The organism is Nonomuraea marmarensis (assembly GCF_043197025.1).
Classification (GTDB): domain Bacteria; phylum Actinomycetota; class Actinomycetes; order Streptosporangiales; family Streptosporangiaceae; genus Nonomuraea; species Nonomuraea marmarensis.
Genome location: NZ_JBICRM010000046.1, coordinates 1 through 15,384 on the forward strand (window position 1 = coordinate 1; position 15,384 = coordinate 15,384).

The following is a 15,384-nucleotide window of genomic DNA, read 5'->3' on the forward strand; positions in this document are numbered from 1 at the left end:
CGTCTTGACCCGTCAGGTCGATCTCTCCTGCTCATAGGCCAGGAGGACACACAGGAAAAACGGCACCAAACCATCAGCATTCGGGCCGGTGTGGCTGCAAAGCCTTGACGGGCCGTTTCATATCAGATCTGTAAAGGTACGAGTCTGCGGATGTTGGCGCCGCCCTCGCCGGGCGCGGTCGACGGCGTCTTGGCGGAGTTGCCGTTGATCAGGTACGGCACGCCGTTGCCGGTGCGGTGCTGGAAGTCCGCCTCCGAGTGGTCTGTGCGCGCAGCGCCTTCGGCGGGCGGGTGGTCGGAGGCCGTGGCCCTCGGGCGTGCTGTTACGAGGTCATTGAATTCCGGTTAATCACCCCTTTGGTTATTGACCGCCCGGAACCAGGTGTGGATGATGGCGTGCATCGGATGATGTCAGACATCATCCGACCCCCGTTTGGAGACCCCCATGACCCCTCGTCCCGGGCCGTCCGTGCCCGCCTCGACGTTCGCCCGCCCCCTGGCGTACCGGCGGGACCTGCCGTTGCGTGTCGCCGTGTACAGCGAGATCGCCAGGGCGATCCGCTCGGGCGTGCTGGAGCCGGGGCAGTTGCTGCCCTCTGAGCCGGAGCTGAGCGCGGCCTACGCGGTGAGCCGTACGGTCATGCGCGAGGCGCTGATCCTCCTGGAGGAGGACGGCCTGATCCGGAACCGCCGCGGAGTCGGCCGCTTCGTCATCGACGTGTTGCCGGCCATCGGGCTGGAGCAACTGCAGCCGATCGAGCGCATGCTCGCCGCCTCCGGACCCGCTCACCCCGTCACCCGCCGCAAGGCCGCCCTGGAGAGCAGCACCGACTTCACCCTGCGCGGCCTGCAACTGGACGCAGACGGCGACGTGCTCATGTGGGAGAGCGTCGTGACGCGGGACGACGAGCCCATCGCCCTGACCCAGGAATGGGTGCCGTCCGGTCCGGCCCTCGACGCCGCGGACCCGGGCCTGGCGGGTGCGCTCGAGGCCAGGCACGCCGACCCGGTGAGCATGCTGACCGTCCTCACCGAGCACGTGGGCGCCAAGCTCGGCCCGGGCGTGTGCGACGTCTCGGTGAGCAACGCCGGATCGGAGCGGGCCCACTCCTTCGGCGTGGGCAGCACCAGTCCCGTCCTCGTGTTGTCCCAGACCGTGCTGCTCGGCAGCCGGCCCATCTACGTCGCCAAACACCTCATCGCCCAGCAAGCCGGCCATCTCACCGTCGTCCAGACCTCGTCCCTGTGAGCCTGATCCCCGGAGCCGACCATGAAGATCCCCCGCCCCGCAGTCCTCCTCACCGCCGCCACCCTCACCCTGTGCACCGCGTGCGGCGCCTCCGGCACCTCAGGCACCGGCTCCACCTCGGCAAAGGGGATCACTCCCGGTGTGATCACCGACATCGGCGGCCTCGGCGACCACGGCTTCAATGACCTGGCCAGCACCGGCCTGCAGGCCGCCGAGCGGAAGCTGGGCGTCAAGGGCCGGGTCGTCGTGCCGCAGACCCCCGCCGACTACGCCAACAACCTCGACCAACTGGCCCAGAACGGCGCCCAGCCGGTCTTCGGCATCGGCTTCACCTTCCAGGACCCGATCACCGCCGCGGCCAAGCGCTACCCGGACACCCATTTCGGGATCATCGACGCTACCGTGGACGCGCCGAACGTCGCCTCGCTGGTCTTCCGCGAGGAAGAGGGCTCCTATCTCGCCGGAGTCCTGGCCGGGTCGATGACCCAGCGGAAGACCGACTACACCGATCCGGCGAACAAGGCCGTCGGCTTCATCGGCGGGCAGGAGTCGCCGCTCATCGAGAAGTTCGGCGCCGGCTTCGAGCAGGGCGTGAAGTCGGCCTGCGCCGACTGCGAGGTGCTCTTCCAGTACGTCGGCACGACCACCAAGGCGTTCAGCGACCCCGGCACCGCGGGCGAGATCGCCAGGAACATGCGGTCCAAGGGCGCGGACGTCATTTACCACGCCGCGGGCGCCAGCGGGGACGGGCTGTTCAAGGTCGCCCAGGACGAGAAGTTCTTCGCCATCGGCGTGAACGTCGACCAGGCGGCCACCAACCCGAACGCGCCCATCCTGACCTCCGTCCTCAAACGGGTCGACACCGCCGTGGCGACGACCATCGAGGCGCAGGCGAAGGGCGGCTGGAAGGCCGGCACCCAGTCGTTCGGCCTGTCCGACGGGGGCATCGCGCTCGCCCCGTACGGCAAGTTCGACGCCCTGGTGCCCGCCGACGTCAAGCAGGCTGTCGAGGACGCGCGCAAGAAGATCGCCGGTGGTTCGCTGAAGGTCGCCACCACCCGTGCCGCGGTCGGCACGCCGTGACGGCGGACCGCCCCGCCGCGCTCCGGATGACCGGCATCACCAAGGCGTTCGGGCCGGTTCTCGCCAACGCCGGGATCGACCTGGACGTGCGCGCGGGCGAGGTGCTGGGGCTGCTCGGGGAGAACGGCGCGGGCAAGTCCACGCTGATGAACATCCTGTACGGCCTGGTACGCCCGGACGCGGGCCACGTCGAGATCGACGGGAGCGCGGTCGAGATCGGCGACCCCGCCGCCGCGCTGGCCCACGGGATCGGCATGGTCCACCAGCACTTCATGCTCATCCCGGCCTTCACGGTGGTGGAGAACCTGGTCCTGGGCGCCGAGCCGGCCAGCGCGGGCCTGCTCGACCGGGCCCGCGCGCGGGAGGCCGTCATCGAGATCTCCCGGCGGTTCGGGCTAGACGTGGACCCCGACGCCAGAGTCGCCGGCCTGGGGGTCGCGGCCCGGCAGCGGGTGGAGATCCTGCGGGCGCTCTACCGGGGAGCCAGGATCCTCATCCTGGACGAGCCGACGGCCGTGCTCACCCCGCAGGAGAGCGCCAGCCTCTTCGCCGTGGTCCACGGGATGGCCAACGAGGGCATGTCGGTGGTCCTCATCTCCCACAAGCTACGCGAACTGCTCGCGGTGACCGGGCGGATCACGGTGATCCGCGACGGCCGCGTGGTCCGTACCGTCGCCACCGCCCGGACCGGCCCGGCGGAGCTCGCCAGGCTGATGGTGGGGAGGGAGACGGAGCTCGGGTTCGACGTGCCCATGGTGGAACGCTCCGAGCTGCCGCTGCTGGAGCTGCGCGGCCTGCGCGACCGGGCCGGGCGGCTGCGCGACGTCGATCTCGCCGTCCACGGCGGCGAGATCGTGGGCATCGCGGGCGTGGACGGCAACGGGCAGTCCGAACTGGCCGAAGCCATCGCCGGCCTGCGCCCGATCGCGGCGGGGACCGTCAGGCTCGGCGGCGTCGACGTCACCCGTCTCGGGGTACGCGCCCGCACCGAGGCCGGGCTCGGCTACGTCCCCGAGGACCGCGGCGCAGAAGGGCTCGTCGCGGACCTGCCGTTGTACGAGAACGCGGTGCTGCGCAGGCAGCGCCGCGCCGGGCTGCGCCGTGGCGGGCTGCTCTCCCGGCGCAGGATGAGGGAGCGGGCCCGCCGGCTGGTCGAGGAGAGCGACGTACGCCCCCCGGACGTCGAACGGCCGGTCCGCGTGTTGTCCGGCGGCAACCAGCAGAAGCTGCTCGTGGGCCGGGAGTTGGCCGACGATCCCGCGGTGCTGGTCGTCAGCCAGCCCACCCGCGGGGTCGACGTCACCGCGGGCCGGGCCCTGCACCAGCGGCTCCTCGACGCCCGCGGCCGCGGCCGCGCGGTCCTGCTGATCAGCCTCGACCTGGACGAGGTCAAGGCGTTGAGCGATCGCATCCTGGTGATGTCCGGCGGCCGGATCGTGGGCGAGCTGGCCCGCGGTGAGGCCGGGGACGAGCGGCTCGGACTGCTGATGGCCGACGCCGTGCCGACCGGGACCGCCTCGTGAACGGCTCGCGTGCCCGGATGGCCTGGCGGTCCGCGCTGGTGCCCGTCGCGGCACTGGCGGTCAGCCTCCTCATCGGCTCGGCCATCATGGCGGCCTCCGGCGTGGATCCGCTCATCGGTTACCGCTCGCTGCTGCTGGGCGCCTTCGGCTCACCGCAGGCGTTCGGGCGTACGCTGCAGAACGCCACGCCGCTCATCCTCACCGGCCTGGCCGTCGCGTTCGCCTTCAGGGGCGGGCTGTTCAACATCGGGGGAGACGGGCAGTTCGCCGCCGGAGCCACGGCGGCGGCCTGGGCGGGCGTCGCGCTCGGGCTGCCCGCGGGGCTCGGCCCGGTGGCGGTCCTGCTGCTCGGCGCGCTGGCAGGCGGCCTCACCGGAGCCCTCGCGGGATTCCTGAAGGCCAGGTTCGGCGCGCACGAAGTGGTCACCACGATCATGCTGAACTTCATCGTGACGGACCTGTCCACCTGGTTGCTGCTGCATCCGCTGTCCGATCACGGGCAGGTGCCCGGGTCATCCGCGATCCGGCCGTCGAACGCGCTGCCACTGCTCGGTGCTGGTCTCGGAGGCGCGCACTGGGGACTGCTCGTCGCCCTGGCCGCCGTCGTCGTCGCGACGCTGCTGCTGTGGCGTACCGCGCAGGGACTGGAGCTGCGCGTGTCGGGCCTGGCTCCGCGGGCGGCGAAGTACGCCGGAGCCTCCCCGACCATGGCCGCGATCACCGCGCTCGGCGCGGGCGGAGCCTTCGCCGGTCTGGCCGGCGCGGGCGAGGTGATGGGCACGTACGGGCACATGACCGTGCCGTTCGTCACCAACCTCGGCTTTCTCGGCATCGGTGCCGCGCTGCTGGGCCGCAACCATCCGATCGGTTGCGTCGTGGGCGGGCTGGTGCTCGGCGCGCTGGCCGCCGGCGGCCAGCAGATGCAGTTCGACGTGGGAATCTCGGCGCACCTGACGGAGGTGCTCGTCGGGGTCGTCCTGCTGCTGGTCACGGTCCAGACCCTGGGGGTACGCAGGCGTTCGCGGCGCTCCCTCGCGGCCGGACCCGTCGTGGAAGGCGCACGCTGATGCTCGAAGTGACCGAACTCCTCGCGTCGGCCCTTCGGTTCGCAACCCCGCTGATCTTCGCCGCCCTCGGCGGGATCCTGTGCGAACGCGCCGGGGTGGTCAACATCGGCCTCGAAGGGCTGATGCTCACCGGCGCGTTCTTCGGCGTGCTCGGCGCCCACCTCACCGGCAGCGCCTGGGCCGGGCTGCTGCTCGCCGTGGTGGCGGGGGTGCTGCTCGCGTCGCTGCACGCCGTGGCGAGCATCCGGTTCGGCGCCGAGCAGATCATCTCGGGAACGGCCGTCAACCTGCTCGCGCTCGGCGGGACGAGCTATCTGCTCCCCCAGGTGTTCGGCAGCCCGGGCAGTTCGCCGCAGGTGACCGGTTTCGGCAGCTCGCCCGTCCCGCTGCTGCACGACATACCAGTGCTGGGACCGGCGCTGTTCGGCCAGCAGTGGTTCGTGTGGGCCGGGCCGCTGTGCGCCCTGGTGATCGGGTGGTTCCTGGTCCGCACGGTGGCCGGGCTGCGGCTGCGCGCGTCCGGCGAGGCGCCGCGGGTCCTGGAGGCGGCGGGTGTCCGGGTGTTGCCCCTGCGGTACGCGGCGGTCGCGGCGTCCGGCGCGCTCTGCGGCGTCGCGGGCGCCTACCTGTCCCTGGGGCTGCTCAGCGGCTTCTCCGCCAACATGACGGCCGGGCGCGGCTTCATGGCGCTCGCGGCGGTCATCCTCGGCGGCTGGCGGCCCCTGCGCAGTATGGCGGCCGCGCTCTTCTTCGGTCTCGCCGGGGCGCTGGTCATCCGGCTCCCGCAGGACGCGGTGGACCTGCAGATCCTCGACATGATCCCGTACGTCGCGACGATCCTGGTGCTCGTCGTCTTCAGCCGTGGCGTGCACGGCCCCGCCGCGGTCGGCCGGCCCTACCGGCCGGGCGCTGAGTGAATCCCCCTGAAAGGAACCACATAAATGGAAACAGTGGATAAGTCGGCTGTCGGTGTCACCGGGCCGCAATACCACGTCGGAGTGGCGCCCGGTGAGATCAGCGAGGTGGTCCTCATGCCCGGCGATCCCTTCCGCGTCCAGCTGATCGCCGACCGGCTCGACGACGTGACCGAGGTGGCGCACAAACGTGAGTACCGCACGGTCAACGGCTACTACAAGGGCCGGAAGATCACCGCCTGCTCCAGCGGCATGGGCTGCCCGTCGACGGCCATCGGGGTGGAGGAACTGGCCAGGGCCGGCGCCAAGGTCTTCATCCGGGTGGGCAGCACGGCGGCGCTCCAACCGCACATCGGCGTGGGGGATCTCGTGGTCAGCGAGGGGTCCTACCGCAACGACGGCACCACCGCGGCGTACGTGCCGCCCGCCTACCCCGCCGTGCCCGACCTGGAGCTGACCGTCATGCTCGCCAAGGTAGCCGCCGAGCTGGGCGAGGAGCGCGGGTTCACGGCGCATACCGGTATCAACGCGACCGACGACGCCTTCTACGCGGAGTCCCCGGAGTGGATCGCGAAGTTGTCGTCCATGGGGCTGGCCAACGTCGAGATGGAGAGCTCGGCCATGTTCGTCGTGGCCAGGCTGCGCGGACTGCGCGCGGGCATGGTGTGCGCGGTCTCCGGCAACCTGGTGACCGGCGACGTCGTGTACGGCGCGCACAACGACCGCCTGGCGACCGGATGGGACCACAGCATCGAGGTGGCGCTCGAAGCCGTGCACCGGCTGGGGCTGTAGGCATGCTGGTCAACCTGCACACCCATCTCGAAGGATGCGTACGGCCCGCGACGGCCGCCGAGCTGGCCCGCGAGGCCGGACTGCCGGAGCCGCCCGGCGGATGGGACGCGGCCCTGCGCATGCGGGAGCGAGCCGACCTGACCGTCTTCCTGGCGCACGTGGCCGCCGCCTATCCCGTTCTGGCGGGCCTGGACGGGCTCGCACGGGTCGCCAGGGAGGCGGTGGAGGACGCCGCGGCCGACGGGTGCGCGTTCGTGGAGTTCCGGGTCGGGCCGAGCACCCACGCGGGGCTCGGCCGCCCGATCCGCGAGGTGTTGCGTGCCGTCTGCGAGGGCGTCGCCGACGGCAGCGCCGCGACGGGCGTTCCGGCCGGGGTGATCGCCTGCCTGCTGCGGCACGAGCCGGCGCCGGCTAACGACGAGGTGGCCCGCGCCGCCTGCGCGCTGGCCGGGCAGGGTGTCGTCGGCCTTGACGTGGCCGGGGACGAGTTGCTGTACCCGGCGCTCGAACCGTACAAGGACGCCTTCGCCATGGCCCGCGCCGCGGGCCTCGGTCTGACGGCGCACGCCGCGGAGGCCTCCGCCGCGCCGGCGGTCCGGCAGGCCGTGGAGTCGCTCGGTGTCACGCGCATCGGGCACGGCAGCCGGGCGGCCGACGACCTCGCCCTGCTGGCGTGGTGCGCGGACGAGGGGGTGTGCTTCGAGGTGTGCCCGACGTCGAACGTGCTCACCGGAGCGGCGAACGACCTCGCCGGGCATCCGGTGCACCGGTTCCTCGCGGCGGGGTGCCGCGTGGTGCTCGGCGACGACGACCCGGTCACGACCGGGGTGCGGCTCGGCGAGGAGGTGTCGCGCCTGCTGTCGGAGGGCGGGCTCAGTCCCGGCTCGCTCGACCGGATCGCGGCCACCTCGGTGGAGGTCGCGTTCTGCCCGGACGATGTGCGGGCGGGTCTGCGCCGCCGGCTCGCTTCGTGACGGCGGGCAGCAGCCCGTGCGGCAGGAACAACACGACCAGGATGAGTACGAGCGCGTAGACGGCATACGACAACACGCTCGGCGCGTACGTGGGCATGCCCGGCAGCGCGGCCAGGCTGTTCAGTGCCTGCACCAGCAACGTGATCGCGGTCGCCCCGACCACGGCCCCCCAGATCGTGCCCAGGCCCCCGACGACGGCCATGACGATGTACTGGATCGAGATCAGCACCGGGAACGAGCCGGGCGCCACGTACCCGGTGTAGAAGCAGTAGATGCCGCCGGCGAGCCCCGCGAACGCCGCCGACAGCGCGAAGACGACCAGCTTGTACCGCCCGACCGGGATCCCCGACGAGGCGGCGGCGGTCTCGCTGGTGGCCAGGGCGCGCAGCGCGCGTCCAGGGCGGGAAATAATGACATTGCGCGTCACCAGCATCACCAGCGCCAGCCCCGCCCAGGTCAGGTACGCGTACGCGGAAGCCCCGCCCGCCTCGAACGACCCCACACTGAACTGCGGGATCGCCTGCAACCCGATGTCCCCGCCGGTGATCTCGAGTTGCCCGGCCAGCGAGAGCAGGATGAGCTGCATGGCCAGCGTCGCGAACGCCAGATGGTGCCCCCGCAGCCGCAACAGCGGGACGCCGATCACCAGCGCGGACAGGGCCGCCACCACGGGCGCGGCGACCAGCCCGGCCAGCGGTGGCACGCCGTTCAGCGCGAGCAGCGCGGCGGTGTAGGCGCCGATGGCGTAGAAGGCGCCCTGGCCCAGGGAGACCTGCCCGGCGTACCCCATGAGCAGCGACACCCCGACCGTGACCATGGCGGCCAGCCCGAGCAGGATGTACACGGCCAGCGCGCTGTCGTCCAGCACCGCCGGCAACACCAGCGTCGCGGCGGCGACCAGCAGCCCGGCCACGAGCCTGATCATGTGGACTCCTGCGAGATGGCCGAGCGGCGGCTGGCCTGCGCGATCATCACGACGATCATGAGACCCAGCGCCACCTCCAGCTGGTGGGACCCGTAGCCGTACCCGGCGGCCATGGTCTCGGCCACGCCCAGCAGCAGCGCGCCGACCAGGGTGATCACCGGCCGGGTGAGGGCGCCGAAGACGGCCGCGGCGAAGCCGTTCACGATGAGCGTGACGTCGGTGTCGAACGAGATCGGCCGCAGCGGCGTCACCAGCACCCCCGCGATGCCGCCGAGCAGCCCGCCCAGCGCGAACGCCAGGAGTCCCATCAGCCGGGTGTCGATGCCGACCACGCGGGCGGCGTACGGGTTGGAGGCGCACGCCGTCAGCGCCTTGCCCAGGTAGGTGCGCCCGAAGAAGAGCGCGAGCAGGACGAACGTGGCCGCCGTCACGCCGATGACCAGCAGGTGCTGTGTCTGGATCCGCGCCCCGGCCAGCGTCACCGAGCCCGCCAGGCCGGGGGCCGAGCGTGGCTGGTCGCCCCACAGGACGATCTCGACCGCGTAGGCCAAGACGCCGACCCCGAGCGTGATGATCAGGGATGACAGCAGAGTCGTGTCCCGCTTGCCGATGGCGGCCAGGCCGGTCAGCAGGCCCGCGAGCGCCGCGACCAGGGCGGCGGCCACCTCGCTCAGCCCGTGCGGGAACCCGAGCGCGAGCAGCGAGGACGTGCACAACCCCGCGATCACGGCGAACGTGCCCTGCGCGAAGTTCACCACGCCGGTGACCCGGTGGATGGTGACAAGACCGCTGGCGATGAGCGCGATCGCACATCCGACTGCCAGTCCGTTGAGCAGGTAGGTGAGGAACGCGCTCATGTGATCGCCCCGCCCAGGTACGCGCTGGCCACGCGCGGGTCGTCGGCCAGGTCCGCGCACTCGCCCTCGGTCACCAGCCGCCCGGATTCCAGGACATAAGCCCGCTGGCACAGGTCGAAAGCCAATCGAGCGTTCTGCTCGATGAGCAGCACGGTCAGCCCCTGCGATCGGTTCAGCTCCACCAGGTGCTCGGCCAGGTCGGCGGTCACGTTCGGCGCCAGGCCCAGGGACAGCTCGTCCACCACGAGCACGGAAGGACGCGACATCATGGCCCGCCCGAACGCCACCATCTGCTGCTCACCGCCCGACAACACGCCCGCCTGCCGCCGCGCCAGCTCGGCCAGCCGGGGCAGCAGGTCGTACACGAAGGAAGGGTCCCGCCGGCCCGAGCGCCAGCCGCCGAGCGCCAGGTTGTCGGCGACGGATAAATCCGGAAATAGCTGGCGGCCCTCCGGGATCAGCGCCAACCTGCCGTCTACCGACACCGTTCCCGAGGCGGGTTTCAGCAGGCCCGCGAGGGTGTTCGCGAGGGTCGACTTGCCCGCGCCGTTCGGGCCGAGCAGCGCGACCATCTCGCCCGGCCGTACCGTGAGCGTGACGTGTTCGAGCGCGGTCGCGGTGCCGTACGAGACCACCAGGTCCTTGACGTCGATCATGTGGCCTGTCCGAGATAGGCGGCGAGCACCAGCGGGTCGGCCCGCACCTCGGCGGGCGAGCCGTCGGCGATGACCTGCCCCAGGTCCAGCACCACGACGCGGTCGGCCAGCCGGGTCACGAACGCGACGTCGTGCTCGATGAGCAGGATCGTCAGCCCGCCCGCGCGCAACTCCTCGACCAGCGTCGCGAGCCGCTCGCGCTCCTGGCCGCGCAGCCCGGAGGCGGGCTCGTCGAGCAGCAGCAGCCGGGGCCGCGCGCACAGGGCGCGGGCGAGCTGGAGCGCCCGCTGCTGGCCGATCGGCAGCCGGTCGGCGGGCCGGTCTGCCCACTCGGCCAGCCCCACCCGCTCCAGCGCGACCCCGGCCTCCGCCGCGATCTCGCGCTCGTCGCGCCGGTGCCGCGGCAGCCGCAACGCCGCCGAGACGAATCCCGCCCGGGTACGCCCGTGCAGCCCGACCATGACGTTCTCCCGCACGGTCATGCCGCGGAAGACCCTGGCCGCCTGGAACACGATCGACATGCCCAGCCGGGCCCGCCGGTGCGGCGCGAGCCGGTCCACCCGGTGCCCGAGGAAGGAGATCTGGCCGTGCTCGGCCGTCAGATGCCCGGTGATCAGGTTGAACAGCGTGGACTTGCCGGCCCCGTTCGGCCCGATGATGCCGCAGACTTCGCCGTCCGCGACGTTCAGCGAGACGTCGCGGACGGCGTAGACGCCCCCGAAGGAGCGGGAGACCCCGGAGACCGTCAGCACGCGTTACCCCGCGGTGACGGTCTTCGTGAGCTGCTCCTGGGCCCAGTCGGTGGGGACGAACTGGCCCTTCTGCACCGTGTTGACCGAGATGAACTCGGGTGAGAGCCCGGAATGGTCGGTGGGGGAGTAGCGGAAGCGGCCGTTCGGCGTGATCAGGTCCATGGTCTCCAGTGCCTGCTGGATCTTGGTCTTGTCGGTGCTGTTGGCTTTCCTGATCGCCTCGAACAGCAGCAGGCTGGCGCTGTAGCCGTCCTGCGCGAACTGCGGCGGCGGGTAGCCGTGCTTCTGCTGGTACGGCTTGGCCATCTGCTCGATGACCTGCTTCTGCTTGCCGTCGGGCAGGTGGTCGCCGACGACGCCGATGGCGCTCTGCACCGTCATGCCCTCGGCGGCGGCGCCCATCGGCTCCAGCCACAACTTGCTGGCCTGCGACGCGGTCAGGAACAGCGGCGTCTTGAGCCCGGAGGCCACGTACTGCTTGGCGGCCGTCACGCCGGGCGCGCCCGAGCCCCAGAACACCAGGGCCTCGGCGTCGGAGTCGCGCACGTGCTGGAACGCCGGGCTGAAGTCGGAGGTCGTGGTCTCGTACGGCTCGTCGATGGCGATCTTGACGTTGTACTTCGGGGCGAGCGCGACCATGGCCTTGTGCCCTGAGACCGAATAGGCGCTCTTGGAGTCCCAGGCCACCGCGACCGTCTTGATGCCCTCGGCCTGGATGTACTGCAGGTAGCGCTCGGCGTACATGCTGGACAGGGCCGGGGTGACGAAGATGTACGACTTGATCGGCTCGACCTGCTCCTGGGCCGGGGCCAGCGACAGGTACGGCATCTTGTCGCGCTGCGCGAGCGGCTCGACCGCGAGCGCGGAGTTGGAGAACACCGGGCCGATCAGCGCGTCGATGTCGCCCTTGATCTGGTTGTAGGCCACGATGCCCTGGTCGGGAGCGGTCTTGTCGTCGCGGGTGACCAGCTCCACCTTGCGGCCCAGCAGCCCGCCCGCCGCGTTGACCTGCTCGACCGCCAGCTCGACGGCCTTCTTGTCCTCGCTGCCCAGCGGCGTGTAGTTACCGGTCAGGGAGACGATGAGGCCCACTTTGATGTTGTCCTGGGCGCCGCCGCCCGTGTCGCCTCCGCCGCACGCGGCCACGGCGAGCACCAGACAGACCAGGGACGGGAGCAACCTGCGCATCAGGACCTCCGCGTTCATTTGCCTCACTGCGTGAGGCGGCTCGGTCGCTATGGAGCCGCCGCCTTCCCTCGTCGCTCTGGTCGCTTCGCTCCCGCCGCTCCTCAGTCCAGGCGGCGGCGCTCCCTCGCGTGACCCCGAACGTAGGCAGGTACATTACGGCTGTCAATAGAGTGCCTAATATCCGGGAGGGCGATAGATGCGGCCTCAGTCAGTGATTCTGACCTTTCTCGGAGATCACGTATACGGCCGCGGGCTCTGCGTGTCCTCGAGAAGCTTCATCGAGGCCTTCGCCAAGGTCGGGATCTCGGAGGAGGCGACCCGCTCGACGCTGACCCGGATGGTCCACCGCGGGCTGCTGCGCCGCCAGCGCTCGGGCCGCCGCATGTACTTCGGGCTCACCCCGACCAGCACCGAGGTGCTCAAGGACGGCGAGCGGCGCATCTGGCACAGCGGCGTCGTCAACGACGCGGACGGGGACCGGTGGACACTGGTCGGCTTCTCGTTGCCCGAGTCGTGGCAGCGGCAGCGGCACGAGCTGCGGTCGAGGCTGATCTGGGCCGGGTTCGGGCCGTTGCAGAACGGGTTGTGGATCGCTCCAGGCGAGGTGGACGCCGCCGGGGTGATCGAGGACCTCGGCGCGAACGTGAAGGTCTTCGCCGCCGAGCCCCGGTGCCCCACCGACATGCACGCCCTGGTCGGGGACGCGTACGACCTGGCCGGGCTGGGCGAGCGTTACCGGGCGTTCCTGCGGCGCTGGGACCAGGCCGATCCCGCGCCCGACGCGCCCGACGACCTGGCCCGCTCGCTGACGCTGCTCACCGGCTGGCTGCAGATCATCAGGACCGATCCGCGACTCCCGCTGCGTTACCTGCCGGACGACTGGCCGGCGGAGAAGGCGCAGCGGGTCTGCCACACGCTGCACGAGCGGTTCAGGCCTGAGGCGGCGCGGGTCGCGGAGCGGCTCCTGGACACGGTTCCCGATCAAACTTGGGCAGAACGGTGACAGCAATCGCATCGTGGCCTAACTTGAGCCATGAGCGACGCGTCAAGGAGTGCCGATGCGGAATCAGGGGATTGGCTCATGGCCGGCACGCAGGGCGCGCATGACGCCCGAACGGGTGGCGCTGACGTACCGCGGGCGCGACTACACCTATCGTGAGCTGCGGGAACGGTCGAACAGGCTGGCCTCGGCCCTGGACGTCGGACGTGGCGACCGGGTGGCCTTCCTTGGGGTCAACCAGCCGTCGATGGTGGAGACGTTCTTCGCGGCGGGGCTGCGGGGAGCGGCGTTCGTGCCGCTCAACGCCCGGCTGGCCCGGCCCGAGCTGCGTTTCATCCTGGAGGACGCCCAGGCGGCGGTCGTCGTGCTGGGCGAGGGGCAGGACGGCGACGGGCTGCCGGGCCGCCACATCCGGGCCGCCGACTACGAGGAACTGCTGGCGACGGGCTCGCCCGAGCCGATCGACGAGCCGGTGAGCCAGGGCGACGTGTGCCTGATCATGTACACCTCGGGGACGACCGGACGCCCCAAGGGCGCCATGCTCACCCATGCCAACCTGACCTGGAACACCGTCAACCTGCTGGTGGACGTGCCGCTCGCGCACGACGAGGTGACGTTGATCAGTGCGCCGCTGTTCCACATCGCGGCGCTGGCCCAGACACTGATCCCGACCGTGCTCAAGGGCGGCCGGGCCATCCTGGAGCCCTCCTTCGACGTGGACCGGACGTACGACCTGATCGAGGCGGAGCGGGTGACGGTGATGTTCGGGGTGCCGTCGATGTTCAACTTTCTGACCCGGTCGCCGCGGTGGGAGAGGGCGGACCTGTCGAGCCTGCGGCACCTGCTGTGCGGGGGCGCGCCGGTGCCCGAGCCACTGATCCGGATATATCAGGATCGGGGGCTGACGTTCCTCCAGGGGTACGGCATGACGGAGACCGCACCCGGCGCGCTCTTCCTCGGCTCCGAGCACTCGATCGCCAAGGCGGGCTCGGCGGGGGTGCCGTGCTTCTTCTCCGACGTCCGGCTGGTCGCGCCCGACGGCTCCGCGGCGGCGTCCGGCGAGCCGGGCGAGGTGTACGTACAGGGTCCCAACGTGATGCCCGGCTACTGGGGGCGGCCCGAGGAGACCGCGAAGGTGTTGTCGCCCGACGGCTGGTTCCGCTCAGGAGACGTCGGCGTGGCCGACGAGGATGGTTATGTGCGCATCTCCGACCGGCTCAACGACGTGATCATCTCCGGCGGCGAGAACATCTACCCCGCCGAGGTGGAGAGCGCCCTGTACGAGCACGACGCGGTCGCCGAGTGCGCGGTGATCGGCGTGCCGGACGAGAAGTGGGGCGAGGTCGGCAAGGCCCTGGTCGTCCCGCGGCCGGACACGGAGGTCCAGTCCGACGAGCTGCTGAAGCACCTGGACGGCCGCCTGGCCCGCTTCAAAATCCCGAAATATCTGGAATTCGTCCCCGAACTGCCCAAGAACGCGGCGGGCAAGCTGCTCAAAGCCCCGCTCAGAAAGCTCCACGGAGGACCCGCGTGATCGACCTCGACGCGCTGGTCGCGATCGACGTACACACCCACGCCGAGATCGCGGAGAACGGCGCGGAGTCGCTGGGCGGAGAGCTCAAGGCCGCCGCCGACCGCTACTTCAAGGCGGGCCGCGAACGCCCGACCGTGCCGCAACTGGCCGCTCACTACCGGGAGCGGAACATGGCGGCGGTCGTCTTCACCGTCGACGCCGAGACCGCGACCGGCCATCCGCCGGTGCCCAACGAGGAGGTCGCCCAGGCGTGCGCCGACAACGCCGACGTGCTGATCCCGTTCGCGGGCGTGGACCCGTGGAAGGGCCGCGTCGCCGTCCGGCAGGCCCGCCGGCTGGTCGAGGAGCACGGCGTGCGCGGCTTCAAGCTGCACCCGAACCTCCAGGCGTTCTTCCCCAACGACCGGATGGCCTACGACCTGTACGAGACGATCGCCGAGCTCCAGGTGCCCGTGTTGTTCCACACCGGGCAGACCGGCATCGGCGCGGGCGTGCCCGGCGGCGGGGGAGTGCGGCTGAAGTACTCCAACCCGCTGCACGTGGACGACGTGGCGGCCGACTTCCCCGACCTGACGATCATCCTGGCCCACCCGTCGTTCCCCTGGCAGGACGAGGCTCTCGCGGTCGCCACGCACAAGCCGCGCGTGCACATCGACCTGTCCGGCTGGTCGCCGAAGTATTTCCCGCCGCAACTCGTCCAGTACGCCAACACGCTGCTGCAGGACAAGGTGCTCTTCGGCTCCGACTACCCGCTCATCTCCCCGGACCGCTGGCTGGCCGACTTCGCGAACCTCCCCATCAAGGACGACGTCCGCCCCAAGATCCTCAAAGACAACGCCGCACGACTGCTCAACCTCCAGTAAGAGGAGAT

Annotated in this window: 15 protein-coding genes; 10 read left to right on the forward strand and 5 right to left on the reverse strand. The window is 71.0% G+C overall.

All coding sequences use genetic code 11. The annotated features are described in order from the left end of the window. The first annotated feature begins 444 nt into the window (after positions 1–444). From ACFLIM_RS44565 to add, 7 genes are read left to right on the forward strand one after another with little or no spacing between them, the layout of a single operon-like run. Positions 445–1,248 (forward strand): GntR family transcriptional regulator, encoded by an 804-nt coding sequence (locus tag ACFLIM_RS44565; protein WP_393175869.1) that lies wholly within the window; start codon positions 445–447, stop codon positions 1,246–1,248. 21 nt (positions 1,249–1,269) lie between these two features. Beyond that, complete coding sequence (locus ACFLIM_RS44570) at positions 1,270–2,331, forward strand: BMP family lipoprotein (RefSeq protein WP_393175871.1); 1,062 nt, start codon at positions 1,270–1,272, stop codon at positions 2,329–2,331. Next, positions 2,328–3,854, forward strand: a complete 1,527-nt coding sequence (locus ACFLIM_RS44575; protein WP_393175873.1) for an ABC transporter ATP-binding protein — start codon at positions 2,328–2,330, stop codon at positions 3,852–3,854. The genes ACFLIM_RS44570 and ACFLIM_RS44575 overlap by 4 nt, the downstream gene beginning before the upstream one ends. After that, on the forward strand, positions 3,851–4,921 hold the full coding sequence (locus ACFLIM_RS44580) for an ABC transporter permease (RefSeq protein ID WP_393175875.1): 1,071 nt from the start codon (positions 3,851–3,853) through the stop codon (positions 4,919–4,921). Before ACFLIM_RS44575 ends, ACFLIM_RS44580 begins: the two co-directional genes overlap by 4 nt. After that, a complete protein-coding gene (locus ACFLIM_RS44585; RefSeq protein WP_393175877.1) occupies positions 4,921–5,838 on the forward strand; it encodes an ABC transporter permease in 918 nt (305 codons plus the stop codon). The genes ACFLIM_RS44580 and ACFLIM_RS44585 overlap by 1 nt, the downstream gene beginning before the upstream one ends. A 24-nt stretch (positions 5,839–5,862) precedes the next feature. Further along, on the forward strand, positions 5,863–6,627 hold the full coding sequence (locus tag ACFLIM_RS44590) for a nucleoside phosphorylase (RefSeq protein ID WP_393175879.1): 765 nt from the start codon (positions 5,863–5,865) through the stop codon (positions 6,625–6,627). Between the two features lie 2 nt (positions 6,628–6,629). Beyond that, positions 6,630–7,601 carry an adenosine deaminase gene (gene add / locus ACFLIM_RS44595; protein ID WP_393175881.1) on the forward strand — a complete coding sequence of 324 codons (972 nt, stop codon included), beginning with the start codon at positions 6,630–6,632 and terminating at the stop codon, positions 7,599–7,601. On the opposite strand, the gene ACFLIM_RS44600 is transcribed toward add, so the two are convergent. The 5 genes from ACFLIM_RS44600 to ACFLIM_RS44620 are packed head-to-tail and all read right to left on the reverse strand — an operon-like array spanning position 7,501 to position 11,997. After that, positions 7,501–8,526, reverse strand: a complete 1,026-nt coding sequence (locus tag ACFLIM_RS44600) for a branched-chain amino acid ABC transporter permease (RefSeq protein WP_393175883.1) — start codon at positions 8,524–8,526, stop codon at positions 7,501–7,503. The genes add and ACFLIM_RS44600 overlap by 101 nt on opposite strands. After that, on the reverse strand, positions 8,523–9,383 hold the full coding sequence (locus ACFLIM_RS44605) for a branched-chain amino acid ABC transporter permease (RefSeq protein ID WP_393175885.1): 861 nt from the start codon (positions 9,381–9,383) through the stop codon (positions 8,523–8,525). Before ACFLIM_RS44605 ends, ACFLIM_RS44600 begins: the two co-directional genes overlap by 4 nt. Next, positions 9,380–10,039 (reverse strand): ABC transporter ATP-binding protein, encoded by a 660-nt coding sequence (locus tag ACFLIM_RS44610; RefSeq protein ID WP_393175887.1) that lies wholly within the window; start codon positions 10,037–10,039, stop codon positions 9,380–9,382. The genes ACFLIM_RS44605 and ACFLIM_RS44610 overlap by 4 nt, the downstream gene beginning before the upstream one ends. Further along, positions 10,036–10,791: an ABC transporter ATP-binding protein gene (locus ACFLIM_RS44615; protein ID WP_393175889.1), complete on the reverse strand. Its 756-nt coding sequence runs from the start codon at positions 10,789–10,791 to the stop codon at positions 10,036–10,038. Before ACFLIM_RS44615 ends, ACFLIM_RS44610 begins: the two co-directional genes overlap by 4 nt. 3 nt (positions 10,792–10,794) lie before the next feature. Beyond that, entirely contained in the window at positions 10,795–11,997 is a 1,203-nt protein-coding gene (locus ACFLIM_RS44620; RefSeq protein WP_393175891.1) for an ABC transporter substrate-binding protein, read from the reverse strand. A gap of 178 nt (positions 11,998–12,175) precedes the next feature. On the opposite strand from ACFLIM_RS44620, the gene ACFLIM_RS44625 reads away from it, so the two are divergent. The 3 genes from ACFLIM_RS44625 (at position 12,176) to ACFLIM_RS44635 (ending at position 15,376) form a co-directional block, all read left to right on the forward strand. After that, positions 12,176–12,982 (forward strand): PaaX family transcriptional regulator, encoded by an 807-nt coding sequence (locus ACFLIM_RS44625; protein WP_393175893.1) that lies wholly within the window; start codon positions 12,176–12,178, stop codon positions 12,980–12,982. Between the two features lie 100 nt (positions 12,983–13,082). Beyond that, positions 13,083–14,513, forward strand: coding sequence for an acyl-CoA synthetase (locus tag ACFLIM_RS44630; protein ID WP_393175895.1), 1,431 nt, complete (start codon positions 13,083–13,085; stop codon positions 14,511–14,513). After that, positions 14,510–15,376 carry an amidohydrolase family protein gene (locus tag ACFLIM_RS44635; protein ID WP_393175897.1) on the forward strand — a complete coding sequence of 289 codons (867 nt, stop codon included), beginning with the start codon at positions 14,510–14,512 and terminating at the stop codon, positions 15,374–15,376. The genes ACFLIM_RS44630 and ACFLIM_RS44635 overlap by 4 nt, the downstream gene beginning before the upstream one ends. Positions 15,377–15,384 lie beyond the last annotated feature (8 nt).

Bases quoted from the DNA above. Each gene is read 5' to 3' on its own strand.
- ACFLIM_RS44565 (WP_393175869.1), top strand. From the start codon at position 445: ATGACCCCTCGTCCCGGGCCGTCCGTGCCCGCCTCGACGTTCGCCCGC.
- ACFLIM_RS44570 (WP_393175871.1), top strand. From the start codon at position 1,270: ATGAAGATCCCCCGCCCCGCAGTCCTCCTCACCGCCGCCACCCTCACC.
- ACFLIM_RS44585 (WP_393175877.1), top strand. From the start codon at position 4,921: ATGCTCGAAGTGACCGAACTCCTCGCGTCGGCCCTTCGGTTCGCAACC.
- ACFLIM_RS44590 (WP_393175879.1), top strand. From the start codon at position 5,863: ATGGAAACAGTGGATAAGTCGGCTGTCGGTGTCACCGGGCCGCAATAC.
- add (WP_393175881.1), top strand. From the start codon at position 6,630: ATGCTGGTCAACCTGCACACCCATCTCGAAGGATGCGTACGGCCCGCG.
- ACFLIM_RS44600 (WP_393175883.1), bottom strand. From the start codon at position 8,526: ATGATCAGGCTCGTGGCCGGGCTGCTGGTCGCCGCCGCGACGCTGGTG.
- ACFLIM_RS44605 (WP_393175885.1), bottom strand. From the start codon at position 9,383: ATGAGCGCGTTCCTCACCTACCTGCTCAACGGACTGGCAGTCGGATGT.
- ACFLIM_RS44610 (WP_393175887.1), bottom strand. From the start codon at position 10,039: ATGATCGACGTCAAGGACCTGGTGGTCTCGTACGGCACCGCGACCGCG.
- ACFLIM_RS44620 (WP_393175891.1), bottom strand. From the start codon at position 11,997: ATGAACGCGGAGGTCCTGATGCGCAGGTTGCTCCCGTCCCTGGTCTGT.
- ACFLIM_RS44625 (WP_393175893.1), top strand. From the start codon at position 12,176: ATGCGGCCTCAGTCAGTGATTCTGACCTTTCTCGGAGATCACGTATAC.
- ACFLIM_RS44630 (WP_393175895.1), top strand. From the start codon at position 13,083: ATGACGCCCGAACGGGTGGCGCTGACGTACCGCGGGCGCGACTACACC.